The organism is Paracoccus yibinensis (assembly GCF_030846195.1).
GTDB lineage: Bacteria > Pseudomonadota > Alphaproteobacteria > Rhodobacterales > Rhodobacteraceae > Paracoccus > Paracoccus yibinensis.
In genome coordinates, this window is record NZ_JAVCWH010000004.1 from 167,388 (window position 1) to 192,210 (window position 24,823).

The window sequence follows — 24,823 nt, forward strand, 5'->3', positions numbered from 1 at the left end:
CCGGCATGAAAGCATTGCGCTACATCTTTCTGACCTATGGGGGATGCGCGGCCAGCGACGCCGCGCCAGGGAGGATACAGATGAAGTTCAGAACCGCTGCGGTCGCGCTGGCGATCGGGGTTTCGTGGCTGGCGACCGGTGCCATGGCCGAAACCATCGGCATCGCCATGCCGACGAAATCGTCGGCCCGCTGGATCGACGACGGCAACAACATGGTCAAGCAGTTGCAGGAAGCCGGCTACGAGACCGACCTGCAATATGCCGAGGATGATATCCCGAACCAGCTGGCACAGGTCGAGAACATGATCACCAAGGGCGTGGACGTCCTGGTGATCGCCGCCATCGACGGCACCACCCTGTCGAACGCGCTGGAAAACGCCGCCGCCGCCGACATCAAGGTGATCGCCTATGACCGGCTGATCCGCGGGTCGGAACATGTGGACTATTACGCGACCTTCGACAACTTCAAGGTCGGCGTCCAGCAGGCCACGACCCTGGTGGACGGGTTGAAGGAACGCTTTCCTGACGTGAAGCCCTGGAACGTCGAACTGTTCGGCGGCAGCCCCGACGACAACAACGCCTTCTTCTTCTATGACGGCGCGATGTCAGTCCTCCAGCCGCTGGTCGACGACGGCTCGATCGTGATCGGGTCCGGCCAGACCGGCATGGAAACCGTGGGCACGCTGCGCTGGGACCCGGCCGTGGCGCAGGCGCGGATGGATAACCTTCTGTCGTCGAACTATGCCGACAAGCAGGTTCATGGGGTGCTTTCGCCTTATGACGGGCTGTCGATCGGGATCCTGTCGTCGCTGAAGGGCGTGGGCTATGGGTCGGGCGACATGCAGATGCCGATCGTCACAGGCCAAGACGCCGAGATCCAGTCCGTCAAGTCCATCGAGGCTGGCGAGCAGTATTCGACCATCTTCAAGGACACCCGCGAACTGGCCCGTGTTACCGTGGGTATGGTCGATGCCGTTCTGAAGGGGACCGAGCCCGAGATCAACGACACCGAAACCTATGACAACGGCGTCAAGGTCGTGCCCTCCTATCTGCTGGAGCCGGTGCCGGTGACCAAGGAGAACTGGAAAGAGGTCCTGGTCGATTCCGGCTACTACACCGAAGACCAGTTGAAGTGATCCCTGCGGGGCGGGCCGGAAGGTCCGCCCCCCGATCGACCGGCACCTTGGGAGGGGATGCGAATGACGAAGCTGAGACAGATGCTGACCGTTGCCGCCATGGCGCTTGCGGTCCCGCTGGCCGCGACTGCGGCCGACGAAAAGGTGGGCATCTCGATGCCTGAAAAGGTCACCGCGCGCTGGGTCGCGGACGGTGAGAACATGGTCAAGCAGTTCCAGGAAGCGGGCTATCAGACCGACCTGCAATATGCCAACGATGACATCCCGGCGCAGCTGAGCCAGATCGAGAACATGATCACCACCGGCGCCAAGGTGCTGGTGATCGCGGCGCTGGATGGCACGACGCTGTCGAACGCGCTGGAAAACGCGGCCGCGTCCGACATCAAGGTCATCGCCTATGACCGGCTGATCCGCGAAACGCCCAACGTCGATTATTATGCCACCTTCGACAACTTCAAGGTCGGCGTGATGCAGGGCACAGCCTTGGTGGAGGGCCTGAAGGAGCGCTTCCCGGACCAGAAGCCCTGGAATGTCGAACTGTTCGGCGGCAGCCCGGACGACAACAACGCCTATTTCTTCTATGACGGCGCGATGAGCGTGCTGCAGCCGCTGATCGATGCGGGCGACATCGTGATCCCCTCGGGGCAGATGGGCCTGGACACGGTCGGCACGCTGCGGTGGGACGCGGCCACGGCGCAGGCGCGGATGGACAACATCCTGTCCGCGAACTACGGCGACAAGGAGGTTCATGGCGTCCTGTCGGCCAATGACGGGCTGGCGCGCGGGATCATCTCGTCCGTGAAGGGCGTGGGCTATGGCTCGGGCGACCTGAAGATGCCGATCATCACCGGACAGGACGCGGAGATCGCCGGCATCAAGGCGATCATCGACGGCGAACAGTATTCGACGGTTTTCAAGGACACGCGCGAGCTGGCCAGGGTCACGGTCGGCATGGTCAACGCCATGCTGGAGGGCAAGGAGCCCGAGGTGAACGACACCGAAACCTATGACAACGGCGTCAAGGTCGTGCCGTCCTATCTGCTGGAGCCTGTCTCGGTCACCGCCGACAACTGGAAAGAGGTTCTGGTGGATTCGGGCTATTACACCGAAGACCAGTTGAAGTGATCATGGTGGTCCCGGCTTGCGCCGGGACCCCACACGATCGGAGGAACACGATGACGGCCATCCTCGAGATGCAGGGCATCACCAAGACCTTTCCCGGCGTCAAGGCGCTAAGCAACGTGAACCTGTCGGTCCGCGAAGGCGAAATCCACGCGATCTGCGGAGAGAACGGCGCAGGCAAGTCCACGCTAATGAAAGTGCTGTCGGGCGTCTATCCGCACGGCAGCTATGACGGCGAGATCCTGTATGACGGCAAGCCCGCCCGCTTTCGCGACATCCGCGACAGCGAACATGCGGGGATCGTCATCATCCACCAGGAACTGGCCCTAGTCCCGCTTCTGTCCGTGGCCGAGAACCTGTTCCTGGGCAACGAGGTCGCCAAGGGCGGCGTCATCAACTGGCCGCTGGCCTACCAGAAGACCGAAGCCCTGCTGAAGAAGGTGGGCTTGACCGAGGCGCCGACCACCAAGGTGGAAAAGCTGGGCGTCGGCAAGCAGCAGCTGGTCGAGATTGCCAAGGCGCTTGCCAAGAACGTGCGCCTGCTGATCCTGGACGAACCGACCGCCGCGCTTCAGGAAAACGACAGCCAGAAGCTGCTGGACCTGATGCTGGAACTGAAGGGCCAGGGCGTCACCCAGATCATCATCAGCCACAAGCTGAACGAGATCCGCCGCGTCGCCGACCGCGTAACGGTGATCCGCGACGGATCGACGGTATCCACGCTGGACCGCAGCGAGATCACCGAGGACCGGATCATCCGCGACATGGTGGGCCGCGACATGGCCCACCGATACCCGGACCGCACGCCGAAGATCGGCGAGGTGCTGATGGAGGTGCGGAACTGGTCCGTCATGCATCCCGAACAGCCGCGTCAGGTGATCCGCGACGTGTCCATGACCGTCCGCAAGGGCGAGATCGTGGGCATCGCCGGCCTGATGGGCTCGGGGCGCACCGAATTTGCCATGAGCCTGTTCGGCCGCAGCTATGGCCGCGACATTCGCGGAGAGGTGACCCTGGCGGGTGGCAAGCCGGATCTGTCCACCGTGTCCAAGGCCATCGACGCCGGGCTGGCCTATGTGACCGAGGATCGCAAGGTCCTGGGCCTGATCCTGGACGAGCCGATCCTGCGCAACATCTCGCTTGCGAACCTGGAGGGCATCTCGAAGGGGGCGGTGCTGTCGCGAGGGCGCGAACAGCAGGTGGCCGAAAAATACCGCAAGGCCATGAACATCCGCACGCCCACGGTCTTCCAGCGGGTCGTGAACCTGTCGGGCGGCAACCAGCAGAAGGTGGTGCTGTCCAAGTGGCTGTTCACCGATCCCAAGGTGCTGATCCTGGACGAACCCACGCGCGGCATCGACGTGGGCGCCAAGTTCGAAATCTACAACATTATGAACGAGCTGGCAGGGCAGGGCCACGGCGTCGTCATGATCAGCTCGGAAATGCCTGAACTGCTGGGCATGTGCGACCGCATCTATGTAATGAACGAGGGCCGGATCGCCGGTGAGCTGACCCGCGCCGAGGCCAGCCAGGAACGGATCATGGCCCTGATCCTGCAAGACGGAATGAAGGGGGACGCCGCATGAGCACCGCCGAAACGAACAAGCCGGCCCCGTCGGGGATCGGCGCCCATCTGGGCAGCCACCTGCGCGAGAACGGGATGATGCTGGCGCTGATCGCCATCGTCCTGTTCTTTTTCATCATCGTGCGCGCCGTGCAGGGCGTGGACTTCCTGTCGGCGCAGAACATCACCAACCTGTTCCTGCAGAACAGCTATGTCATCATCATGGCGCTGGGGATGCTGCTGGTGATCGTGGCGGGCCATATCGACCTGTCGGTGGGATCCGTCGCGGCCTTCACGGGCGCGGTGGCGTCGATGCTGCTGGTGCAATACGACCTGCCGGTGCTTATGGTGATCCCCATGGTTCTGGTGGTGGGCGGGCTGATCGGCGCCGCGCAAGGTTACTGGATCGCCTATTGGCGCATCCCGTCCTTCATCGTGACGCTGGCGGGGATGCTGGTCTTTCGCGGCCTGACGCTGTGGCTGCTGGGCGGCCAGAACATCGGCCCGTTCGAGCGGTCCTTCCAGGCGCTGTCCACCGGCTTCATCCCCGACCTGTTCGGCGCCGACAAGCCGAACTTCACCGCCCTGATCCTGGTCGCGGTGGCCGCCGCCGCCATCGTCTGGGCGGGCATCCGGGGCCGCGCCCGAGAGGCCGAATTCGGCATCGCCCCCGAGCCTGCAGGCTTCTTCTGGGCGCGCAATGCCGTGGTGGTGATCGCCCTGCTGTTCGTGGGCTGGAAGCTGGCCAGCTTCCGGGGCCTGCCGAACGTGCTGCTGATCATGTCGGTGCTGATCGTGCTTTACGCCTTCTTCACCGAATCGACGACCACGGGGCGGCGCATCTATGCCCTGGGCGGGAACGAGAAGGCGGCGAAACTGTCAGGCATCAAGACCGAGCGGCTGGTCTTCTTCACCTTCGTCAACATGGGCGTTCTGGCGTCCCTGGCGGGCATGATCGTCACCGCGCGCCTGAACAGCGCCACGCCCAAGGCAGGCGTCGGGTTCGAACTGGACGTGATCGCGGCCGTGTTCATCGGCGGCGCCTCGATGACAGGGGGATCGGGACGCATCATCGGGGTCGTGGTCGGCGCCCTCATCATGGGCGTGATGAACAACGGCATGTCGATCATGGGCATCGGCATCGACTACCAGCAGGTCATCAAGGGGCTGGTGCTGCTCGCCGCCGTGATCTTCGACGTTTACAACAAGACCAAGCAAGGCTGAACCATGTTCCTGTCGCAACTGAAAAGCCCCGGCGGGGACCGGGCTGTCGCTGCACGAGAGAACGACAGTGCCTGGATCGTGCCGGGTGCGCGTTCCACCCGCGACCTGGCGCAGGCCGCCATCGCCGCCGGCCATGGCCTTGAGGCTGAGGTGAAGGCGCGCGGGCAGGGCGAGGCCGTCGATCTGGCCGCCGCCCTGGCCGAAGGGCGGGTGCTGCTGCCGCTGGACCACGACGACCCGGCGCACCTGCACCTGACCGGCACGGGCCTCACGCATCTGGGCAGCGCCGCCACGCGCAATTCGATGCACGCCAAGGCCGATGCCGAGGCGCTGACCGACAGCATGAAGATGTTCCGCATGGGACTGGAAGGCGGCAAGCCGCAGGGCGGAGCGGTCGGCGTGCAACCCGAATGGTTCTACAAGGGTAATGGCGTCAACGCGGTCGCCCCCGGCGCGGCGCTGGTATCCCCCGGCTTCGCGCTGGATGCGGGCGAGGAGCCGGAGATCGCGGGCCTTTACCTGATCGGCCTGGACGGCACGCCCTTCCGCCTGGGCTTTGCCCTGGCGAACGAGTTTTCCGACCATGTGACCGAACGCGGCAACTACCTTTGGCTTGCCCATTCCAAGCTGCGCCCGGCCAGCTACGGCCCCGAGATGCTGGTCGGCGATCTGCCGCAGCATGTCGAGGGCACCAGCCGCATCCTGCGGGGTGGCCAGACGATCTGGGAAAAGCCCTTCCTGTCGGGTGAATCCAACATGTCGCATTCGCTGGCGAATCTGGAACACCACCACTTCAAATATGCGCTGTTCCGCCAACCGGGCGACGTGCATGTGCATTTCTTCGGCACCGCCACCCTGTCCTTCGCCGACGGCATCAAGGCGCAGGGCGGCGATGTCTTCCAGATCGAGGCGCCGGGTTTCGGCCTGCCGCTCTCGAACCCGCTGGACCAGCAGCAGAACGGCGCAACCCCCGTCGCCGTCGCCACTCTCTAGAGGCCCAAGATGACCTTCAAACCCGCCCCCTGGCCCCGCCAGCTTCGTTCCCAGCACTGGTATGGCGGCACCTCGCGCGACACCATTTATCATCGCGGCTGGATGAAGAACCAGGGCTGGCCCCATGACCTGTTCGACGGCCGCCCGGTGATCGGCATCCTGAACACCTGGGCGGATCTCACGCCCTGCAACGGCCATTTGCGCGAACTGGCCGAAAAGGTGAAGGCGGGCGTGTGGGAGGCTGGGGGCTTTCCGGTCGAGGTGCCGGTCTTCTCGGCCAGCGAAAACACCTTCCGCCCCACCGCGATGATGTTCCGCAATCTGGCCGCACTGGCGGTCGAGGAGACCATTCGCGGCCAGCCGATGGACGGCGCGGTGCTGCTGGTCGGCTGCGACAAGACCACGCCGTCGCTGCTGATGGGGGCCGCGTCCTGCGACATCCCCTCGATCGTCGTGACCGGCGGGCCGATGCTGAACGGCTACTTCCGGGGCGAGCGCGTCGGGTCCGGCACGCATCTGTGGAAGTTCTCCGAGGCCGTGAAGGCAGGCGAGATGACGCAGGAGGAGTTCCTGGAGGCCGAGGCCTCGATGTCGCGATCCACCGGCACCTGCAATACGATGGGCACGGCTTCGACGATGGCCTCGATGGCCGAGGCGCTTGGCATGGCGCTGTCGGGCAACGCCGCGATCCCGGCGGTGGATTCGCGCCGTCGCGTCATGGCCCAACTGTCGGGGCGGCGGATCGTGCAGATGGTCAAGGACGACCTGAAGCCCAGCGACATCATGACACGGCAAGCCTTCGAAAACGCCATCCGCACCAACGGCGCCATCGGCGGGTCCACCAATGCGGTGATCCACCTGCTGGCCATCGCGGGCCGGGTGGGGGTGGACATCACGCTGGACGACTGGGACCGCTGCGGCCGCGACGTGGCGACCATCGTGAACCTGATGCCCTCGGGGCAATACCTGATGGAGGAGTTCTTCTATGCCGGCGGATTGCCGGTGGTGCTGAAGCGGCTGGGCGAAGCCGGGCTTCTGCACAAGGACGCGCTGACCGTCAGCGGCGCCTCGATCTGGGACGAGGTCAAGGATGTCGTCAACTGGAACGAGGACGTGATCCTGCCCGCCGACCGCCCGCTGACGGCCCAGGGCGGCATCGCGGTGCTGCGCGGAAACCTTGCGCCCAAGGGGGCGGTGCTGAAGCCATCGGCCGCCAGCCCGCATCTGCTGGTCCATCGCGGCCGCGCGGTCGTGTTCGAGGATATCGACGACTACAAGGCCCGGATCGAGGACGAGTCGCTTGATATCGACGAGACCTGCGTGATGGTGATGAAGAACTGCGGCCCCAAGGGCTATCCCGGCATGGCCGAGGTCGGCAACATGGGCCTGCCGCCCAAGGTGCTGCGCAAGGGCATCACCGACATGGTGCGGATCTCGGATGCGCGCATGTCGGGCACGGCCTATGGCACCGTGGTCCTGCACACCTCTCCCGAGGCTGCGGCGGGCGGCCCGCTTGCGGTGGTCCGCGACGGCGACATGATCGAACTGGACGTGCCGAACCGCCGCCTGCATCTGGACATTTCGGACGAGGAACTGGCCCTGCGCCTGGCCGAATGGCGGCCCAGCCATGATCTGCCGACCAGCGGCTATGCCTGGCTGCACCAGGCCCATGTCGAGGGGGCCGATACCGGGGCGGACCTGGACTTCCTCAAGGGCTGCCGCGGCAACCCGGTCGGACGGGACAGCCACTGATGAAGATCGCGTTAGTCGGCATCGGGAAGATCGCGCTGGACCAGCATGTGCCCGCGCTTGCGGCCAGCCCGGATTGGGAACTGGCCGCGACCGTCAGCCGCCACGGCACCGTGGAAGGCGTCGAGCGCTTCACCGACATCAACGCCATGCTGGACGCGCGGCCCGACATCCCCGTGGTCAGCCTGTGCCTGCCGCCCGTGCCGCGCTTTGACGCGGCGCAGGCGGTGCTGCGGGCGGGCCGCCACCTGATGCTGGAAAAGCCCCCCGGTGCGACCCTGGCCGAGGTTCATGCGCTGTGCGATCTGGCCGAACGGCAGGGCGTCACGATCTATGCCACCTGGCATTCGCGCATGGCGATGGCTGTGGCCGCCGCGCGCGACTGGCTGGCGGACAAGACCGTCCATGAAGGCCGCATCACCTGGCGCGAGGATGTGCGCAAATGGCATCCCGGCCAGGACTGGATCTTCGATGCGGGCGGCATGGGCGTCTTCGACCCCGGCATCAACGCCCTGTCGATCCTGACCGAGATCCTGCCCCAGCCGGTGCGCCTGCTCTCCGCCGATCTGGATTTCCCGGCCAACCGCCAGGCCCCTATCGCCGCTCGGTTGCAGTTCAGCCAGGGGATCAGCGCGGATTTCGACTTCAGCCAGGAAGGCCCGCAGACCTGGGATATGGAGTTCCGAACAGACGGCGGACAGATGGCGTTGCGCATGGGCGGCAACCGGCTGGAAATCGACGGCGGCCATGTCCAGGGCGCCGACGATATCATGGGCGAATACCCCGCGCTCTATGCGGGGATGGCAAGGCTGGTTTCCGGCGGGAACCGGGACGCGGACCTTGCGCCCATGGTTCTGGTGGCCGATGCCTTCACCCTCGGGCGGCGCAACACCGTCGCGGATTTTCATTTCTGAGGATATTGCAATGACCTTCACCCCCCATGGCAAACATCTGGTCGCAGGCGAATGGCTAGATGGCGAAGGCACATTCAGATCGTCCCCCGCCCAGGGCGACGGTCACGACTTCAGCGCGGGCACGGCCGATCTGGTGAACCGCGCCTGCGAGGCAGCCGAGGCGGCCTTCGCTGCCTACAGCGCCACCAGCCGCGAAGACCGCGCCCGCTTCCTGGAGGCCATCGCCGACGAAATCGAGGCACGCGCCGAAGCGATCACCGCAATGGGCACGGCGGAAACCGGGCTGCCCGAGGCGCGGCTGCAAGGCGAACGGGGCCGCACCACCGGCCAGTTGCGGCTGTTCGCGGACCATATCCGCAAGGGCGATTATCTGGACCGCCGCCACGACCCCGCGCTACCCGATCGCCAACCCCTGCCGCGCCCCGACCTGCGGCTGATCCAGCGTCCGATCGGCCCGGTCGGGGTGTTTGGCGCCTCGAACTTTCCGCTGGCCTTTTCCACGGCCGGCGGGGACACCGCATCGGCGCTGGCGGCGGGCTGCCCGGTCGTCGTCAAGGGCCACCCCGCCCATCCCGCCACGGGCGAGATCGTGGCCGAGGCCGTCCATGCCGCCATCCAGGCGACCGGAATGCCCGCCGGTGTCTTCAACTTCATCCACGGCAACACGCATCACGTCGGCGCGGCCCTCGTCCAGCATCCGCTGATCAAGGCGGTGGGCTTTACGGGCAGCCTGCGCGGGGGCCGCGCGCTGTTCGACCTGTGTGCCGCACGGCCCGAACCGATCCCCTTCTTCGGCGAGTTGGGCAGCATCAACCCCGGCTTCGTCCTGCCGCAGGCGCTTGCTGCGCGGGGTGCCAAGCTGGCGGAAGGCTGGGCGGGCAGCCTGACCATGGGCGCGGGCCAGTTCTGCACCAATCCCGGCCTGATCGTGATGCCCAAGGGCGTCCTGGCCGAGGCCTTCGCCAAGGCTGCGGGCGACGCGCTGGCCAAGATCGGCCCCCAGGTCATGCTGTCCGACGGTATCGCCGAGGCCTATCGCGCGGGCACCAACCGTGCAGCGGGTGTGGCCACGCCAGTCTTCGAGGGCGAAAGCCATGGCCGCAATGCCCTGCCCGCCATCTACAAGACCACGGCCGAGGAATTCCTGCGCGATCACACCCTGGCCGAGGAGGTGTTCGGACCCATGGGCGTGATCGTCACCGTCGCAGACGGAAACCAGATGCTAGACGTGGCCGAAGCCATGGAGGGCCAGCTGACCGCGACTCTGCATCTGGATGACGGCGACATGCACCTGGCCCGGCGGCTGATGCCGATCCTGGAACGCAAGGCGGGCCGCATCCTGGCGAACGGCTGGCCCACCGGGGTCGAGGTCGCGGACGCGATGGTCCATGGCGGGCCATATCCCGCCACGACGAATTTCGGCGCGACCAGCGTGGGGACCATGGCGATCCGCCGTTTCCTGCGCCCGGTCAGCTATCAGAACATCCCCGAGGCGCTGTTGCCCGAGGATTTGCGGGGCCTTTAGGCCCTGCATCAACCCGTCGGCAAAGGACCGGCGGGATCAAAAAGGGAGGAAGACCATGACCATCAAGACCCTGCTGGGAACAGCGGCATTTCTTGCCATGACCGCCGGCGGCGCGTTTGCCGAAGGCGAAACTGTCGGCTTTTCGCAGATCGGATCCGAATCGGGCTGGCGCGCGGCTGAAACCACGCTGACCCGCCAGCAGGCCGAGGAACGCGGCATCCAGCTGCAATTCTCGGACGCGCAGCAGAAGCAGGAAAACCAGATCGCCGCGATCCGGTCCTTCATCGCCCAGGGCGTGGACGCGATCCTGCTGGCTCCGGTGGTGGCGACCGGATGGGATTCCGTGCTGCAAGAAGCGAAGGAGGCCGAGATCCCCGTCGTCCTGCTGGACCGGCAGGTGGATAGCAGCGAAGATCTCTACCTGACCGCCGTGGGCTCGAACCTGGTCCACGAAGGCGAGGTTGCGGGCGAATGGCTGGCGAAGGAAGTCGGCGACCGCGAATGCCGCATCGTCGAATTGCAGGGCACGACCGGATCCAGCCCCGCCATCGACCGCAAGACCGGCTTCGAGAACGCCATCAAGGACCACCCGAACCTGTCCATCGTGCGCAGCCAGACCGGCGATTTCACCCGCGCCCTGGGCAAGGAGGTCATGGAAAGCTTCCTCCAGGCCGAGAACGGCGGCAAGGACATTTGCGCGCTTTACGCCCATAACGACGACATGGCCGTGGGCGCCATCCAGGCCATCAAGGAGGCCGGGCTGAAGCCGGGCAGCGACATTCTGGTCGTCTCGATCGACGGTGTGCCCGACCTGTTCCAGGCCATGGCCAATGGCGAGGCGAATGCCACCGTCGAACTGACGCCGAACATGGCCGGCCCCGCCTTTGACGCGCTGGCGGCCTATTGGGCGGACGGCACGGTGCCGCCGAAGTTCATCCAGACGGAATCGAAGCTGTACACCCAGGCCGACGATCCCGCCGGCGAATACGAACGCCGCAAGGGGCTGGGCTACTGAGCCTTTCGCCGGGCCGCCCCGCGCGGCCCGGTGTTCCATGACGAAGGGGAAGGCGTCATGCTGCTGTCCATCCGGTCGCTGACCAAGACATTTCCGGGCACGCGCGCGCTGGATGCGGTCGATTTCGACCTGCGCGCGGGCGAGGTTCATGCGCTTCTGGGCGAGAACGGCGCAGGCAAGTCCACGCTGATCAAGTGCCTGACCGGCGCCTATCGCCGCGACGGCGGCACGGTGGTGCTGGACGGCGCCCCCATCGACCCCCAGTCCACCGCCCATGCGCAGGAATTGGGCATCGGCACGGTTTACCAGGAGGTGAACCTGCTGCCGAACCTGACGGTCGCGCAGAACCTGATGTTCGGGCGCGAACCGCGCCGCTGGGGCCTGATCCAGACCCGCGCCATGCGGGCGCAGGCCCGCGCGATGCTGGCCCAATACGGGCTGGACCTGGACGTGGACCGCGACCTTGGCACCTATTCCGTGGCCATCCAGCAGATCATCGCCATCGCCCGCGCGGTGGCGCTGTCGGGCAAGGTGCTGATCCTGGACGAGCCCACCGCATCGCTGGACGCGGCCGAGGTGCGGATGGTCTTCGACGTGGTGCGGGGGTTGCGGGAACGGGGCCTGGGCATCGTCTTCGTGTCGCATTTCCTGGACCAGGTGTTCGATCTGACCGACCGGGTGACAGTGCTGAGGAACGGCCGCAGGATCGTGACCGCCGACACCGCCAGCCTGGACCGCGTCCGCCTGATCGAACACATGCTGGGCCGGGAACTGGAGGACGCGACCAGCCATCAGGCCCTGGCGCGCGGCCCCCGCCCGCCCATGCTGGAGTTTCGCGGGCTGGGTCGTCGCGGCATGGTGGAACCCTTCGACCTGGCGGTGGGGCAGGGCGAGGTCGTGGGCCTGGCCGGCCTGCTGGGATCGGGCCGCACGGAAAGCGCCGAACTGCTGTTCGGGCTGCTGGGCGCCCATTCGGGGCAGGCGCGCGACCAGCAGGGGCCGCTGGACCTGCGCAGTCCCCGCACGGCCATCGCGGCAGGCTTCGGCTTCGTCCCCGAGGAGCGCAAGACCGACGGGATCGTGGCGGACCTGTCGATCCGCGAGAACATCATCCTGGGCCTGCAAGCCCGGCGCGGTTGGGCGCGGCCCATTCCGCGCGGCGAGCAGAACCGGCTGGCCGACGACTATATCCGGCGGCTGGACATCCGCACCTCGGGTCGGGAAAAGCGCATCGGGGAACTTTCGGGCGGCAACCAGCAGAAGGTCGTGCTGGCCCGCTGGCTGGCGATGAACCCGCGCTTCCTGATCCTGGACGAACCCACGCGCGGCATCGACGTGGGCGCGCATGCCGAGATCGTGCGCCTGATCCACGAACTGGTGGAGCAGGGCATGTCTCTGCTGGTGATTTCCTCGGAAATCGACGAGCTGATCTCCGTGTCCGACCGCGTGATCGTGTTGCGCGACCGCCGCCATGTCGCCGAACTGACGGGCGAGGAGATCGCCCCGAACCGCATCATGCAGGCCATCGCCGCCACCGAAAGGGCCGCGTGATGGAGATGCTGAAGCGCCTTGCCCCGCAACTGATCGCCCTTGCCGCCCTGGTCGCGGTGGTGACGGCGCTGTATCCGGCCTTCCTGACCATCCAAATGAACGACGGGCGGCTGGTCGGGCCGGTCATCGACGTGCTGAAGCGCGCGGCCCCTGTGGCCCTTCTGGCGGTCGGCATGACGCTGGTGATCGCCACGCGCGGCATCGACCTGTCCGTGGGCACGATCATGGCGATCTGCGGCGCGGTTGCCGCCGCCACCATCGCCGCCGGGTGGGGCCTGCCCGCCGCGCTGCTGCTGGCCCTTGGCGCGGGCGTCTTGGCGGGGCTGTGGAACGGCACGCTGGTCGCCATTGTCGGCATCCAGCCCTTCGTCGCCACGCTGATCCTGATGACCATGGGGCGCGGCGTGGCCCAACTGATCACCGAGGGGCGGATCCTCACCTTCACCGATCCGGGCTTCGGCTGGATCGGCTCGGGCGCGGTCCTCGGCCTGCCGGTGCCCACCTGGATCTGGATCGTCACCGCCATCGCCACCGCCCTGTTGATGCGCCGCACCGCGCTTGGCCTGCTGGTCGAGGCCATCGGCATCAACCGCCGCGCCAGCACCCTGGCGGGCGTCAACGCCACCGTGCTGCTGATCGCGGTCTATGTGGCATCGGGCCTTTGTGCCGCCTTGGCTGGGTTGATCGTCACCGCCGACATCCGCGGGGCCGACGCCAACAATGCCGGGCTGTGGCTGGAACTTGACGCGATCCTGGCCGTGGTGATCGGCGGCAATTCCCTGCTGGGGGGGCGGTTCTCCATCGCGGCATCCATCATCGGCGCGCTGATCATCCAGACCATCAGCATCGGCATCCGCCTGATCGGCTTTCCGTCGGAATACAACCTCATCATCAAGGCCGGGCTGGTGCTGGTGATCCTGGTCCTGCAATCGCCGCGCATCGCCGCCGAATGGCGGTTGTGGCGCGACAGCCACCGCGCGCAGCGCGAGGCCACGTTGCGGAGGCCGACATGAACACCCGCGCGCTGCCCCTTTACGTCACCGTCGGAATCTTCCTGCTGGCCTATCTGGTCTTCTGGCTCCAGTTCCCGAACATCCTGTCTACGCGTGTGATAGGCAACCTGCTGACCGACAATGCCTATCTGGGCATCGTTGCGGTCGGCATGACGCTGGTGATCCTGTCGGGCGGCATCGACCTGTCGGTGGGCTCGGTGATCGCCTTTTCCGGCGTGTTCATCGCGATCCTGTTGCGCGACACCTCGCTGCATCCGCTGCTGGTCTTTGCCCTGCTGCTGGCGCTGACCACTGCCTTCGGGGCGGGCATGGGCTTCCTGATCGACCGGCTGGCCATGCCCGCCTTCATCGTCACGCTGGCGGGCATGTTCCTGGCGCGGGGGGCGGCCTATATCCTGTCCATCGACTCGGTCCCGATCCAGCACCCCTTCTATGAGGCGCTGCAAAAGGCCTATTGGCTGATGCCGGGCAAGGGGCGGCTGACGCTGATCGGGGTGCTGATGGTCCTGACCTTTGTCGTTGGCATGATCGTCGCCCACAAGACCCGCTTCGGCGCATCCGTCTATGCCCTGGGCGGGGGCGAGGCGACGGCCCGGCTGATGGGCGTCAGGCAGGGGCGCACGACGGTGCTGGTCTATGCGTTCTCTGGCGCTATGGCTGGATTGGCCGGGATCGTCTTTTCCATCTACACCGGGTCGGGCTATTCGCTGGCGACGGTGGGGACCGAACTGACGGCCATTGCCGCCGTGGTGATCGGCGGCGCGCTGCTGACCGGGGGCGCGGGCTACATGTTCGGCACCTTCGTGGGCGTGCTGACCATGGGGCTAATCCAGACCTATATCGTCTTCGACGGCAGCCTGTCGTCCTGGTGGACCAAGATCGTCATCGGGATCCTTTTGCTGGCCTTCATCCTTCTGCAAAAGGGATTGCTGAAACTGTCGCAGATGCGGCTTGCCAAGGGGACATGATGATTCACGACAACCGCCAGTGCCAGTTGGGCGAGGGCGCCTTCTGGCACCCCGAGCGCCAGCAGTTCTTCTGGTTCGACATCCTGGGCCGGCGGCTTTTGTCGCAGGACGCGGATAGCAAGCCGCTGGAATGGGGACTGGACCGCATCGCCTCGGCCGCGGGCTGGATCGACCGCGACCGGCTGCTGGTCGCGACCGAAACGGGGCTGGCGGTCCTGTCGCTGGAAGACGGGTCGCTCACCGAGGTGGCAAAGGTCGAGGCCGACAATCCCGCCACGCGGTCGAACGACGGCCGCGCCGACCGGCAGGGCGGGTTCTGGTTCGGCACGATGGGCAAGAAGGGTGAGCCTGGGAAGGGCGCGCTTTACCGCTTCCATCGCGGAGAGATCCGCAAGCTGGTGGATCCCATCACCATTCCGAACTCCCTCTGCTTTTCGCCCGACGGGCGGACGGTGCATTATTCGGACACGGACCGCAGCATCGTCTGGCGGCAGGGGCTGGACGGCGACGGCTGGCCGGTGGGGAACCGCCAGGTCTATCTGGACCTGTCCGCGCAGGGCTGGTCGCCTGATGGCGCGGTGATCGACGCCGATGGCGGCTTCTGCTGCGCGATCTGGGGGCAGGGCGCGGTGATGCGCTTTGACGCCGACGGCAACCGGACTCATGAATGGAAGGTCGGCGGCCAGCATTCGTCCTGCCCGGCCTTTGGCGGCCCCGGCCTGTCGCACCTGCTGGTCACGACCGCCCTGGACGGGATCGAGGATCCCGATGATGCTCAGGGCAAGACCTATCTGCTGGAAACCGGCCTGGCCGGATTGCCGGAACCGCAGGTGATCCTGTGAGCGACTGGACCCTGCCGGACGGGCGCAAGGTTGACCGGCTGACCCTGCGCGGCGGCGGGCTGACGGCGCAGGTCCTGACGCTGGGCGCGACCGTGCAGGATCTGCGGATGGAGGGGGTGGATCATCCCCTGGTCCTCGGCTGCCCGAACCCGGCGGATTATCTGGGCGGCGGACTTTACATGGGCGCCATTGTCGGGCGCTTTGCCAACCGCATCGGCGGCGCGCGGTTCACGCTGGACGGGCGGGAACACCGCACCGATCCGAATTTCAAGGGCCGCCACACCCTTCATGGCGGGAAGCACGGGACGAACTGGCACATCTGGACGGTCGAGGCTGCGCGTGACGACAGCGCCACCCTGTCGCTGCTGCTGCCGGATGGAGAGATGGGCTTTCCCGGCGCCATGACCATCCGTGCCACCGTCGCCCTGCGTGATGGTGCCCTGGTCTTCGACATCCAGGCCAGCACAGACGCACCGACGCCATGCAACCTGGCGCATCACGGATACTTCAACCTCGATGGCGGGGGCGATGTGCGGAAGCATCGGCTGCGGGTCGCGGCGGACCGCTATCTGCCCGTTGATGACGACCTGATCCCGTTGCCGGGCATCGCGCAGGTCGCGGGCACGCGCTTCGATTTCCGGCATGCGCGGCAGATCGAGCCGGGCGAATACGATCACAATTTCTGTCTGTCTGACGGCCCCGTCGCTCCGTGCGTGGTGGCCGAACTGACCGGGCAAAGCGGCATCCGCATGCAGGTCGAGACGGACCGGCCCGGATTGCAGGTCTATGACGGCGTGCATTTCGGCGGCCTGGCGGGGCTGGATGGCCGCCGCTATGACCGCTTCGCCGGGGTGGCCCTGGAAACGCAGGGTTGGCCCGACGCGCCGAACCGGCCTGATTTCCCCGACGCGATCCTGCGCCCTGACCAGGTTTACCGCCATCACGCCGCCTACAGGTTTTCCCGATGACGGCTTTGATCGGCATCGACTGGGGCACGACATCGTTCCGCGCCTGGCGCATGGGGCAGGGGGGCGAGGTGCTGGAAACCGTCAGCGACGGCCCCGGCATTCTGGCCGCCGGCGCCTTGCCGGGCGGGTTCCGGCAGGTGTTGACAGATAGCATCGGCGGCTGGCTTGGCACCGCTCCGATCATCGCATCGGGCATGATCACCAGCCGCAATGGCTGGGTCGAGACGCCTTACCTGCCCCTGCCGCTTGACACCGCCACCCTGACCGGCAGCCTGACCCTGCATGACGGCATCCATTTCGTCGCCGGCGCGGTCAGCGACCCCGACGGCCCCGCCCCCGACGTGATGCGCGGCGAGGAAACCGAGATCATCGGCCATCTGGCAGGCGGAGGCGGCGACGGTCTGTTCGTTCTGCCCGGCACCCACAGCAAATGGGCCATGGCCCGGGGCGGCAAGCTGACCGCCTTCCGCACCGTGATGACGGGCGAGGTCTTCGGGGCGCTGCGCGACCACACCATCCTGGGCCGCCTGATCCAGCCGGGTCCGGGCAGCGAGAAAGCCTTCCGCCGCGGTGTCGAGGCCGGGCGGCAGGGCGGGGCGCTGCTGGGGCGCATCTTCTCGGCCCGGACGCTGGCCCTGATGGACCGGCTGGCGTCTGATCAGATCGCGGATTACCTGTCGGGCCTGCTGATCGGGGACGAGGTCGCGCAAGGCGCGCGCGACGCAGGCGGCCCCGTCACGATCATCGGGCGCGGCGATCTGGCCGCGCGTTATCAGGCAGCCTTCGAGGTGCTGGGCATGGCCGCGCAGATCGCACCGCCGGGCATGGCGCAGCGGGGGCTTTGGGAAATCGCCCGGACGAGGGGACTGACATGACCGACTTCGACACCGCCTTCGCCGCAAATCCCCTGATCGCGATCCTGCGCGGCTTGCGCCCCGAGGAGGCGGCCGACACCGCCCTTGCCCTGACCGGCGCGGGCTTCACGATCATCGAGGTGCCGCTGAACTCGCCCGAGCCGCTGGACAGCATCGCCCGGATGGTCGCCGCAACCCCCGATGCCGTCATCGGCGCGGGCACCGTCCTGACCCCCGATCAGGTTGGCGCCGTGGCGGATGCGGGCGGCCGCATCATCATCGCGCCGAACTTCGACCCTCGCGTCGCCGCCGAGGCGAGGCGCCTGGAGCTTTCCTATTGTCCCGGCGTCGGCACGGTCAGCGAAGCCTTTGCCGCGCTGGAGGCAGGGGCGAGCGCGCTGAAGCTGTTCCCGGCCGAGATGATCCCCCCGGCAGCCGTCAAGGCGATGCGCGCGGTCCTGCCGCGCGAGACGCGCCTGCTGCCGGTTGGCGGCATCGGCCCGGCGACCATGGCGGAGTACGTCCAGGCGGGGGCGGACGGATTCGGGTTGGGATCGGCGCTCTACCGGCCGGGCCAGGATGCTGCGACAACAGGCCGACGGGCGCAGGACTTCATGGCTGCCTGGCGGGCCTTGTAGGCCTTGACTTAAGTTAAGCCTGCCATCGTTGGGGGAACATTGCCCCAATGGGTGCGTTTGAGCCCGTGCGCCGCAGGGGAAGGCGCGACAACATCCGGGAGGATCAGATGAAACCCATGACCACAGGGATTGTCGGGGCTGCCTTGCTGGCAATGACCGCTGTTTCCGCACAGGCCGATTGCGCCGCCGAGCTTGCGCGCCTGACCGAAGGCGGCGCATCCGGCAGCGCATCCCAGGGAATTTCCAAGGACGGATCGCTGGCGCCGCTGGAGGGTGCATCTGACGCGGCTGCCACCGGTTCCGCGGCCACGGGAGCCATGTCCACCGACACGGCAACCAGCGATGCCACGGCCACTGGTGCGGCAACCGCCGCCTCTGCGTCCAGCGACCCGGCGGCTGCAGGCGCGGCAGATACGGCCGAGGCGGCAGGCATGAACAGTGCCGCGCCTGATGGCAGCACATCGGCGGATACCGCCGCCACCGGCATGGCATCAACGGACACAGCAGCCAGCGGAACGGCATCGACGGATACGGCCGCTGCCGGGGGCGAGGGAATTGCCAAGGACGGATCCCACATGCCGCTGGAGGATGCCTCGGGCCAGCAGGCGGGGGTCGCCATGTCGGGCGCCGATGCGCAGGCCCAGCAGGAAGGCCAGCCGACCGCGGCCGAACAGGCCATGGGCGAACAGGCTTCCACCGGGCATTCGGCCGGCGCCGGAGACCATTCCACCCGTGACGCGCATATCCAGGCCGCGCGCGACGCGCTTGCCGCCGGCGACGAAGAAGCCTGCATGAAGGCCGTGCAGGCAGCACAATCGATGTGATGAACGCCCAGGCGGGGGCCGATGCCCCCGCCATACTTGCCGATCATGGCCGTTCGGGCAAATAAGGCTGGAATGACGCGCCGCTTTCTGATGAGAGGGGCGCGATCACAGCCTTGGCCCGGACGGACGATGCGATGAGCATACATCTTTACCCCAACGACCTTCCCGAAGACCTCAACCTTGGCCCGGTGGTGGCCATCGACACGGAAACCATGGGCCTTGACCCGCGCCGCGACCGGCTATGCCTGGTGCAGCTGTCCTCGGGCGACGGGAACGCGCATCTGGTCCAGATCGAGCGCGGCCAGACCGAGGCGCCGAACCTGTGCCGGCTGCTGACCGATCCGAAGGTTCTGAAGCTGTTCCATTTCGGCCGCTTCGACATCGCCGCCCTGGAAAACGCCTTTGGCGTCGTCACCGCGCCGGTGTGGTGCACGAAGATCGCTTCGAAGCTGGTGCGCACATTCACCGACCGGCACGGGCTGAAATACCTGCTGAGCGAACTGGTGAATGTCGATGTCAGCAAGCAGCAGCAGACCAGCGACTGGGGCGCGGCGGATCTGACGGATGCGCAACTGGAATACGCGGCTTCCGATGTGCTTCACCTGCACAGGCTGAAGGAAGCGCTGGAAGAACGGCTGCGCCGCGAAAACCGCATTGGCCTGGCGCAGGCCTGTTTCGATTTCCTGCCCGCCCGCGCCCACCTGGACCTGCTGGGCTGGGGGGATGAAAACGACATCTTCAAGCACTAGATGTCCGGCCAAGGCCGGGGGCGCTTCGCCCCCCGGACCCCCAGAGGATATTTGGACCAAGGCAAAGGCAGGCGGTTTGAGCGATTATCTGGACACGGCGCGGCGGGTGATCCGTTGCGAGATGACCGGGCTGGAGGCTTTGGCCCAGGGGCTGAATGGCGATTTCGCGCGTGCGGTCGATCTGATCCTGAAGGCGCAAGGGCGCGTCATCGTGTCGGGCATGGGCAAGTCGGGCCATGTCGGGCGCAAGATCGCGGCCACGCTGGCCTCCACCGGGACGCCCGCGCAGTTCGTCCATCCGGCCGAGGCGAGCCATGGCGACCTGGGCATGGTCACGCCCGCCGATGTGGCCCTGGTGCTGTCCAACAGCGGCGAGACGCCGGAACTGGCCGACCTGATCGCCCATACCCGCCGTTTCGAGATCCCGCTGATCGGCATCGCCTCGCGGTCCCAATCGACCCTGCTGCGGCAGGCGGATGTGGCGCTTGTGCTGCCCACGGCGCCCGAGGCCTGCGGCAGCGGCATCGTGCCCACCACCTCGACGACCATGACGCTGGCCCTGGGGGATGCGCTGGCCGTCGCGCTGATGGAGCACCGGCAGTTCACGCCCGAACATTTCCGCACTTTTCATCCTGGCGGCAAGCTGGGCGCGCGGCTGGCCAAGGTGGGTGACCTGATGCATCGTGACATGCCTCTGGTGTCCGAGGATACGCCGATGACCGACGCGCTGCTGGTCATCAGTCAGAAGGGTTACGGCGTGACGGGCGTGACCGATGCGGCGGGACGGCTGACCGGCATCATCACCGATGGCGACTTGCGGCGGCACATGCAGGGCCTGCTGGATCACCGCGCGTCCGAGGTGATGACCCCCAGTCCCCGCGTGATCGCGCCCGATGCCTTGGCCGAATCGGCCCTGGCACAGATGCAGGACCGCAAGATCACCTGCCTGTTCGCGGTGGCCGACGACATGCCGCAGGGCATCCTTCATATCCACGACTGCCTGCGCGCCGGGATCGTCTAGGCGATGAACCGCACCCGCACCGTCCGCTGGCTGCGCGTGCTGCTGCCCTTGGCGGCGCTTGCGATGCTGTCGACGCTGTTCCTGTTCTCGCGCGGGGGGGACAGCCCGTCGCGGATCCCCTATGCCGACGTGGATGCCGAGGCAATGGCCCGCGATCCGCGTCTGGTCGCCCCGGAATATGCGGGCGTGACCGATGACGGGGCGCAGCTGACCCTGCGCGCGACCGAGGCCGCGCCGGGGCAGGGCGGCGGGTCCGCCCGCGACCTGCGGCTGGACTGGCAACGCCCTGACGGCTTGCGCGCGGATGTGACCGCGCCGCAGGGGGGGCTTGCGGATGGGGCGATCCGGCTGGACGGCGGGGTGCGGATCACGACCTCCACCGGCTGGACGCTGGACGCCCAAAGCGTGGAAGCCGCGACCGACCGGTCCCGCATCGCCGCCGAGGCGGGGGTGAAGGCCGAGGCGCCCTTCGGCACGCTTTCGGCGCAGCGGATGGAGCTTGCGCCCGGCGCGGACGAGGATGCTTCGATCTTGAATTTCTCGGGCGATGTCCGTCTGATATACCAGCCCTGATCCATCGAAGGACAATTCCGATGCTGCGCCCTCTGCTGACAGCCCTGATCCTTGCCGCCCCGCCGGCTGTCGCGCAGGACGTGGCCTTCGGGGGAATGCGCGCCGATATCCAGGCCCCGGTCGAGGTTGCGGCGGACAACCTGTCCGTGAACCAGGCCGACGGCAGCGCGGTCTTCACCGGCAATGTCGTGATCGGCCAGGGCGAGATGCGCCTGTCCGCCGACCAGGTGACGGTGATCTATGCCGAGGGCGGGCAAAGCCGCATCCGGTCGCTGGACGCCAAGGGCAACGTGACGCTGGTGTCCGGCCCCGACGCGGCCGAGGCAGAGGCCGCGACCTATGACGTGGAAACCGGGAATGTCACGCTGACCGGCGACGTGGTGCTGACCCAGGGGCAGAACGTTCTGACCGGCGACACCATGCAGGTGAACCTGGCATCGGGCACCGCGCAGGTGCAGGGCCGGGTGCGGTCGGTCCTGCAGCCGGGCGGCAACTGATGCGGGGTGCGGCGGCACGCACCGGGGACGGCCTGAAGGTCCGGGGGTTGCGCAAGTCCTATCGCAACCGGCCGGTGATCTGTGATGTTTCGGTCGATCTTGCGCGCGGAGAGGTCGTGGCCCTTCTGGGTCCGAACGGGTCTGGCAAGACCACCTGCTTTTATTGCATCGCGGGGCTTGTGCCGCCCGATGCGGGGCAGGTGCTGATCGACGGCCGCGACGCGACCCGCCTGCCGATGTTCCGCCGCGCGCGGATGGGCATCGGCTATCTGCCGCAGGAGATGTCGATTTTTCGCGGCCTGACCGTGGAACAGAACATCATGGCCGTCCTTGAGGTCGTCCACGAGGATCCCCGCCACCGCCGCGACCGGCTAGAGGAGTTGCTGGGCGATTTCTCCATCGAACACCTGCGCGCCGCACCCGCCCTGGCCCTTTCCGGGGGCGAGCGGCGCCGGGCCGAGATCGCGCGCTGCCTGGCGTCCGATCCCAGCTTCCTGCTGCTGGACGAACCCTTCGCGGGCGTCGATCCGATCGCCGTGGGCGAGATCCGGGGCCTGGTCCATGACCTGAAATCGCGCGGCATCGGCGTGCTGATCACCGACCACAACGTGCGCGAGACGCTGGGCATCGTCGACCGCGCCTATATCCTGCACGATGGACATGTCCTGATGTCGGGTTCGACCGAGGAGATCGTGGCCGACCCCCGCGTCCGCGAGGTTTATCTGGGCGAGGGGTTCCGCATGGCCTGAGGGCCGCGCATGTGAATCTGCGTTCCCTCTGCAAGCGCCCCGTTGACAGACGGCTTTGGCTATCACCAGATTAACATATGCGGGACGCGCAGGAACCGTATCCCGCCACCCCCGTTTCCGCCCTGTGCCGGCAGACGGGCCGGCGCATTGGAAGACGGGCAACCGAGAGGAATGACGATGCGCTATACCATCAGCGGAAAACAGATCGACATCGGCGATGCGCTTTCGACGCATGTGAAGACGGAACTGGGCGAAACGGTCGGCAAGTACTCGCAGCGCCCGACGGATGCGACCGTCACTTTTTCCAAGGATGCCCACCAGTTCATGTGCGACGCCGTGGTGCACCTGTCCACCGGACTGAACGTGACGGCCCGGGGCGCCGCCACCGAGATCTATGCCGCATTCGAGGCTTGCCGCGAAAAGATGGACAAGCAGCTTCGCCGCTACAAGCGCCGCCTGAAGGACCATCATAAGGACAGGTCCGAGCCGGTTGAATTCGGCCAGGCAGGCATGTATGTGCTGGCCGCTGACGAGGATGAATGGGAAGCGCAGGACAGCGGCCTGCAACCGATCATCATCGCGGAAATGGAAACCCGCGTCCCGACCCTGTCGGTGGGCGATGCGGTGATGCAGATGGAGTTGTCGGGGACGCCGCTTCTGGTGTTTCGGAATGAAAAACACGGGGGCGTCAATGTGGTCCATCGCCGCGAAGACGGCAATGTGGGCTGGATCGACCCGCGCGGCAACGGATAGGGCCGCGCGCGGCATCCCTGACTGAATCGACGCGCCCCTGCCGTTGCGGGGGCGCTTGAGCCTTGGGAAAGACGCAAAGCCATGCAGTTGACCGAAATCCTCAGACCGGGCGCCGTGCGGTCCCTGGGCCAGGTTACGTCGAAAAAGCGCCTGTTTCAGGAATTGGCCGACCTGGCCCATGCCGAATACGGCCTGAACGCGACCGAGGTTCTGGATGCACTGCAGGAACGCGAAAGCCTGGGACCAACCGGCGTGGGGCAGGGCGTGGCATTGCCGCACGCGCGCCTGCATGGGCTGGACCGCGTGGTCGGGCTGTTCGTGCGGCTGGACAAGCCGCTGGATTTCGACGCGGTGGATCGCCAGCCGGTTGATCTGATCTTCTGCCTGCTGGCGCCCGAGACCAGCGGCGTCGATCACCTCAAGGCGCTTGCGCTGGTGTCCCGCACGCTGCGCGACACAGACCTGCGCGCGAAGCTGCGCGCCAACGACGATCCGGTGGCCCTGCACGCGGTTCTGGCCGCCCAGGGGGTCAAGGCCGCATAAGGCTTTGGATCGGGGCCGATTCGGTCCTATACAGGGCCTCCACCTTTAAAACAGGAGGCGAAGATGACCAAGCCGATCAGCGACAAGCCCGAGGACCGTGGAAACAGCCGTCTGCGCGCGTTCACCCGGCAGGAGCGCGAAGCAGGCACCCATCCGGCCATCGAGGTGCTGCGGACCCGCCCGCAGACGCGGAGCGAGGAGAACCGCAGAGCCATGGAATACACCCGAATCGAACGCGGACGGGTGAGTTAAGGGTTGAAGACCTGGGGCCGTTCGGCAAGGGCGGCCTTCTTGTTCAAGCCGGCCGTTGTATTGAGTCTCGGCTGCTGTTCTGGCTGTTCCAAGGACCCGTGCTATCGCTTCCCTTTGAGGAAATACGGTCGCACATTTCATCTGCCGATCTCACCCGGTGCCACCAGCGACGACAAGATCATGTCTTCGCTGGATGGACTGATGGTGGAAGACCTTGTCGTTACTGAAAAGATGGACGGTGAGACTACGACCATTCATGCTGGCGGCTCTCATGCGCGCAGTCCTGACATCCCGAGACTGGCTCAAGGGGTTTGCCGCAGGGATTTCACCCTATCTGGCAGAGGGCGAACGCATTGTTGGTGAGAACCTTTATGCACGTCATTCGGTCGCCTATGATGCACTGCCTTCATATTTTCTTGGCTTCGCCTGGATCGTCGGCGATGAAGTGCAATCGTGGGATCTGATGCAGTCACGTTTCAAAGAGTTGCGCATCCAGCCTGTTCCGACGCTGTATCGAGGCCCTTACCGCCGATCTGACGCAGTCGCTTGATTGGGGGCGGCAGGAAGGTTTCGTAGCAAGGGTCGCTGACTCATTCCATGAAGCCGACATGCCGAGGCGAGTAGGGAAACATGTCCGCCAAGGACATGTTCGGTCTGAAACCCACTGGATGAAGGCTGAACTCATCCCAAATCGCTTGGCCACAGTTTAACGACAGCAGCAAGCGTAGGGTGCGTGCTTGCACGCACCACATCAGGCAGGATCATGGTGCGTGCAAGCACGCACCC

Annotated in this window: 26 protein-coding genes; all 26 read left to right on the forward strand. The window is 66.4% G+C overall.

The genetic code is table 11. The features are described from left to right. Positions 1-80 precede the first annotated feature (80 nt). The 26 genes from chvE (RAH32_RS11055) to RAH32_RS11180 all read left to right on the forward strand — a co-directional run bounded on the left by chvE (RAH32_RS11055) (position 81) and on the right by RAH32_RS11180 (position 24,587). Positions 81-1,136: a multiple monosaccharide ABC transporter substrate-binding protein gene (gene chvE, locus RAH32_RS11055; protein WP_306607994.1), complete on the forward strand. Its 1,056-nt coding sequence runs from the start codon at positions 81-83 to the stop codon at positions 1,134-1,136. A 63-nt stretch (positions 1,137-1,199) separates the two neighbouring features. Then, positions 1,200-2,261: a multiple monosaccharide ABC transporter substrate-binding protein gene (gene chvE, locus RAH32_RS11060; protein ID WP_373429705.1), complete on the forward strand. Its 1,062-nt coding sequence runs from the start codon at positions 1,200-1,202 to the stop codon at positions 2,259-2,261. A gap of 50 nt (positions 2,262-2,311) precedes the next feature. Further along, positions 2,312-3,844 carry a multiple monosaccharide ABC transporter ATP-binding protein gene (mmsA, locus tag RAH32_RS11065; protein ID WP_306607995.1) on the forward strand — a complete coding sequence of 511 codons (1,533 nt, stop codon included), beginning with the start codon at positions 2,312-2,314 and terminating at the stop codon, positions 3,842-3,844. Then, positions 3,841-5,046 (forward strand): multiple monosaccharide ABC transporter permease, encoded by a 1,206-nt coding sequence (gene mmsB / locus RAH32_RS11070; protein WP_306607996.1) that lies wholly within the window; start codon positions 3,841-3,843, stop codon positions 5,044-5,046. Before mmsA ends, mmsB begins: the two co-directional genes overlap by 4 nt. A 3-nt stretch (positions 5,047-5,049) precedes the next feature. Further along, positions 5,050-6,039: an AraD1 family protein gene (gene araD1 / locus RAH32_RS11075; protein WP_306607997.1), complete on the forward strand. Its 990-nt coding sequence runs from the start codon at positions 5,050-5,052 to the stop codon at positions 6,037-6,039. Positions 6,040-6,048: 9 nt separating this feature from the next. Beyond that, positions 6,049-7,791 carry an L-arabinonate dehydratase gene (araD, locus tag RAH32_RS11080; RefSeq protein ID WP_306607998.1) on the forward strand — a complete coding sequence of 581 codons (1,743 nt, stop codon included), beginning with the start codon at positions 6,049-6,051 and terminating at the stop codon, positions 7,789-7,791. Then, positions 7,791-8,702 carry a Gfo/Idh/MocA family protein gene (locus RAH32_RS11085; RefSeq protein ID WP_306607999.1) on the forward strand — a complete coding sequence of 304 codons (912 nt, stop codon included), beginning with the start codon at positions 7,791-7,793 and terminating at the stop codon, positions 8,700-8,702. The genes araD and RAH32_RS11085 overlap by 1 nt, the downstream gene beginning before the upstream one ends. A 10-nt stretch (positions 8,703-8,712) precedes the next feature. Then, positions 8,713-10,227 (forward strand): aldehyde dehydrogenase (NADP(+)), encoded by a 1,515-nt coding sequence (locus tag RAH32_RS11090; protein ID WP_306608000.1) that lies wholly within the window; start codon positions 8,713-8,715, stop codon positions 10,225-10,227. Positions 10,228-10,282: 55 nt separating this feature from the next. Next, positions 10,283-11,242 (forward strand): galactofuranose ABC transporter, galactofuranose-binding protein YtfQ, encoded by a 960-nt coding sequence (gene ytfQ / locus RAH32_RS11095; RefSeq protein ID WP_306608001.1) that lies wholly within the window; start codon positions 10,283-10,285, stop codon positions 11,240-11,242. Positions 11,243-11,299: 57 nt separating this feature from the next. Continuing rightward, the gene (locus RAH32_RS11100; RefSeq protein WP_306608002.1) at positions 11,300-12,793 is read left to right on the forward strand and encodes a sugar ABC transporter ATP-binding protein; all 1,494 of its coding nucleotides are present in this window, start codon (positions 11,300-11,302) and stop codon (positions 12,791-12,793) included. Continuing rightward, entirely contained in the window at positions 12,793-13,806 is a 1,014-nt protein-coding gene (locus tag RAH32_RS11105) for an ABC transporter permease (protein ID WP_306608003.1), read from the forward strand. The genes RAH32_RS11100 and RAH32_RS11105 overlap by 1 nt, the downstream gene beginning before the upstream one ends. Further along, positions 13,803-14,774 carry a galactofuranose ABC transporter, permease protein YjfF gene (gene yjfF, locus RAH32_RS11110; RefSeq protein WP_306608004.1) on the forward strand — a complete coding sequence of 324 codons (972 nt, stop codon included), beginning with the start codon at positions 13,803-13,805 and terminating at the stop codon, positions 14,772-14,774. The genes RAH32_RS11105 and yjfF overlap by 4 nt, the downstream gene beginning before the upstream one ends. Further along, a complete protein-coding gene (locus RAH32_RS11115; protein WP_306608005.1) occupies positions 14,771-15,616 on the forward strand; it encodes an SMP-30/gluconolactonase/LRE family protein in 846 nt (281 codons plus the stop codon). The genes yjfF and RAH32_RS11115 overlap by 4 nt, the downstream gene beginning before the upstream one ends. Then, positions 15,613-16,584, forward strand: a complete 972-nt coding sequence (locus RAH32_RS11120) for an aldose epimerase family protein (protein WP_306608006.1) — start codon at positions 15,613-15,615, stop codon at positions 16,582-16,584. The genes RAH32_RS11115 and RAH32_RS11120 overlap by 4 nt, the downstream gene beginning before the upstream one ends. Continuing rightward, positions 16,581-17,459, forward strand: coding sequence for a 2-dehydro-3-deoxygalactonokinase (locus RAH32_RS11125; protein ID WP_306608007.1), 879 nt, complete (start codon positions 16,581-16,583; stop codon positions 17,457-17,459). Before RAH32_RS11120 ends, RAH32_RS11125 begins: the two co-directional genes overlap by 4 nt. After that, a complete protein-coding gene (locus RAH32_RS11130) occupies positions 17,456-18,076 on the forward strand; it encodes a 2-dehydro-3-deoxy-6-phosphogalactonate aldolase (protein ID WP_306608008.1) in 621 nt (206 codons plus the stop codon). The genes RAH32_RS11125 and RAH32_RS11130 overlap by 4 nt, the downstream gene beginning before the upstream one ends. Positions 18,077-18,192: 116 nt before the next feature. Beyond that, a complete protein-coding gene (locus tag RAH32_RS11135; RefSeq protein WP_306608009.1) occupies positions 18,193-18,900 on the forward strand; it encodes a hypothetical protein in 708 nt (235 codons plus the stop codon). 134 nt (positions 18,901-19,034) lie between these two features. Further along, positions 19,035-19,649 carry a ribonuclease D gene (locus RAH32_RS11140; RefSeq protein ID WP_306608010.1) on the forward strand — a complete coding sequence of 205 codons (615 nt, stop codon included), beginning with the start codon at positions 19,035-19,037 and terminating at the stop codon, positions 19,647-19,649. Between the two features lie 121 nt (positions 19,650-19,770). Then, a complete protein-coding gene (locus RAH32_RS11145) occupies positions 19,771-20,670 on the forward strand; it encodes a KpsF/GutQ family sugar-phosphate isomerase (RefSeq protein WP_306608202.1) in 900 nt (299 codons plus the stop codon). 3 nt (positions 20,671-20,673) lie between these two features. Next, positions 20,674-21,243: a hypothetical protein gene (locus RAH32_RS11150; RefSeq protein WP_306608011.1), complete on the forward strand. Its 570-nt coding sequence runs from the start codon at positions 20,674-20,676 to the stop codon at positions 21,241-21,243. 20 nt (positions 21,244-21,263) lie between these two features. After that, positions 21,264-21,740: a lipopolysaccharide transport periplasmic protein LptA gene (gene lptA, locus RAH32_RS11155; RefSeq protein ID WP_306608012.1), complete on the forward strand. Its 477-nt coding sequence runs from the start codon at positions 21,264-21,266 to the stop codon at positions 21,738-21,740. Further along, positions 21,740-22,489 carry an LPS export ABC transporter ATP-binding protein gene (gene lptB, locus RAH32_RS11160; protein WP_306608013.1) on the forward strand — a complete coding sequence of 250 codons (750 nt, stop codon included), beginning with the start codon at positions 21,740-21,742 and terminating at the stop codon, positions 22,487-22,489. The genes lptA and lptB overlap by 1 nt, the downstream gene beginning before the upstream one ends. A gap of 177 nt (positions 22,490-22,666) precedes the next feature. Next, complete coding sequence (hpf, locus tag RAH32_RS11165) at positions 22,667-23,242, forward strand: ribosome hibernation-promoting factor, HPF/YfiA family (RefSeq protein ID WP_306608014.1); 576 nt, start codon at positions 22,667-22,669, stop codon at positions 23,240-23,242. Positions 23,243-23,323: 81 nt separating this feature from the next. Next, on the forward strand, positions 23,324-23,785 hold the full coding sequence (locus RAH32_RS11170) for a PTS sugar transporter subunit IIA (protein WP_306608015.1): 462 nt from the start codon (positions 23,324-23,326) through the stop codon (positions 23,783-23,785). Positions 23,786-23,848: 63 nt separating this feature from the next. Continuing rightward, positions 23,849-24,037: a hypothetical protein gene (locus RAH32_RS11175; RefSeq protein WP_306608016.1), complete on the forward strand. Its 189-nt coding sequence runs from the start codon at positions 23,849-23,851 to the stop codon at positions 24,035-24,037. A 271-nt stretch (positions 24,038-24,308) separates the two neighbouring features. Continuing rightward, complete coding sequence (locus tag RAH32_RS11180) at positions 24,309-24,587, forward strand: RNA ligase family protein (RefSeq protein ID WP_306608017.1); 279 nt, start codon at positions 24,309-24,311, stop codon at positions 24,585-24,587. Positions 24,588-24,823: the final 236 nt, after the last annotated feature.

Bases quoted from the DNA above. Each gene is read 5' to 3' on its own strand.
- chvE (WP_306607994.1), top strand. From the start codon at position 81: ATGAAGTTCAGAACCGCTGCGGTCGCGCTGGCGATCGGGGTTTCGTGG.
- chvE (WP_373429705.1), top strand. From the start codon at position 1,200: ATGACGAAGCTGAGACAGATGCTGACCGTTGCCGCCATGGCGCTTGCG.
- mmsA (WP_306607995.1), top strand. From the start codon at position 2,312: ATGACGGCCATCCTCGAGATGCAGGGCATCACCAAGACCTTTCCCGGC.
- mmsB (WP_306607996.1), top strand. From the start codon at position 3,841: ATGAGCACCGCCGAAACGAACAAGCCGGCCCCGTCGGGGATCGGCGCC.
- araD1 (WP_306607997.1), top strand. From the start codon at position 5,050: ATGTTCCTGTCGCAACTGAAAAGCCCCGGCGGGGACCGGGCTGTCGCT.
- araD (WP_306607998.1), top strand. From the start codon at position 6,049: ATGACCTTCAAACCCGCCCCCTGGCCCCGCCAGCTTCGTTCCCAGCAC.
- RAH32_RS11085 (WP_306607999.1), top strand. From the start codon at position 7,791: ATGAAGATCGCGTTAGTCGGCATCGGGAAGATCGCGCTGGACCAGCAT.
- RAH32_RS11090 (WP_306608000.1), top strand. From the start codon at position 8,713: ATGACCTTCACCCCCCATGGCAAACATCTGGTCGCAGGCGAATGGCTA.
- ytfQ (WP_306608001.1), top strand. From the start codon at position 10,283: ATGACCATCAAGACCCTGCTGGGAACAGCGGCATTTCTTGCCATGACC.
- RAH32_RS11100 (WP_306608002.1), top strand. From the start codon at position 11,300: ATGCTGCTGTCCATCCGGTCGCTGACCAAGACATTTCCGGGCACGCGC.
- RAH32_RS11105 (WP_306608003.1), top strand. From the start codon at position 12,793: ATGGAGATGCTGAAGCGCCTTGCCCCGCAACTGATCGCCCTTGCCGCC.
- yjfF (WP_306608004.1), top strand. From the start codon at position 13,803: ATGAACACCCGCGCGCTGCCCCTTTACGTCACCGTCGGAATCTTCCTG.
- RAH32_RS11115 (WP_306608005.1), top strand. From the start codon at position 14,771: ATGATGATTCACGACAACCGCCAGTGCCAGTTGGGCGAGGGCGCCTTC.
- RAH32_RS11125 (WP_306608007.1), top strand. From the start codon at position 16,581: ATGACGGCTTTGATCGGCATCGACTGGGGCACGACATCGTTCCGCGCC.
- RAH32_RS11130 (WP_306608008.1), top strand. From the start codon at position 17,456: ATGACCGACTTCGACACCGCCTTCGCCGCAAATCCCCTGATCGCGATC.
- RAH32_RS11135 (WP_306608009.1), top strand. From the start codon at position 18,193: ATGACCACAGGGATTGTCGGGGCTGCCTTGCTGGCAATGACCGCTGTT.
- RAH32_RS11140 (WP_306608010.1), top strand. From the start codon at position 19,035: ATGAGCATACATCTTTACCCCAACGACCTTCCCGAAGACCTCAACCTT.
- RAH32_RS11145 (WP_306608202.1), top strand. From the start codon at position 19,771: ATGACCGGGCTGGAGGCTTTGGCCCAGGGGCTGAATGGCGATTTCGCG.
- RAH32_RS11150 (WP_306608011.1), top strand. From the start codon at position 20,674: ATGAACCGCACCCGCACCGTCCGCTGGCTGCGCGTGCTGCTGCCCTTG.
- lptA (WP_306608012.1), top strand. From the start codon at position 21,264: ATGCTGCGCCCTCTGCTGACAGCCCTGATCCTTGCCGCCCCGCCGGCT.
- lptB (WP_306608013.1), top strand. From the start codon at position 21,740: ATGCGGGGTGCGGCGGCACGCACCGGGGACGGCCTGAAGGTCCGGGGG.
- hpf (WP_306608014.1), top strand. From the start codon at position 22,667: ATGCGCTATACCATCAGCGGAAAACAGATCGACATCGGCGATGCGCTT.
- RAH32_RS11170 (WP_306608015.1), top strand. From the start codon at position 23,324: ATGCAGTTGACCGAAATCCTCAGACCGGGCGCCGTGCGGTCCCTGGGC.
- RAH32_RS11175 (WP_306608016.1), top strand. From the start codon at position 23,849: ATGACCAAGCCGATCAGCGACAAGCCCGAGGACCGTGGAAACAGCCGT.
- RAH32_RS11180 (WP_306608017.1), top strand. From the start codon at position 24,309: ATGCGCGCAGTCCTGACATCCCGAGACTGGCTCAAGGGGTTTGCCGCA.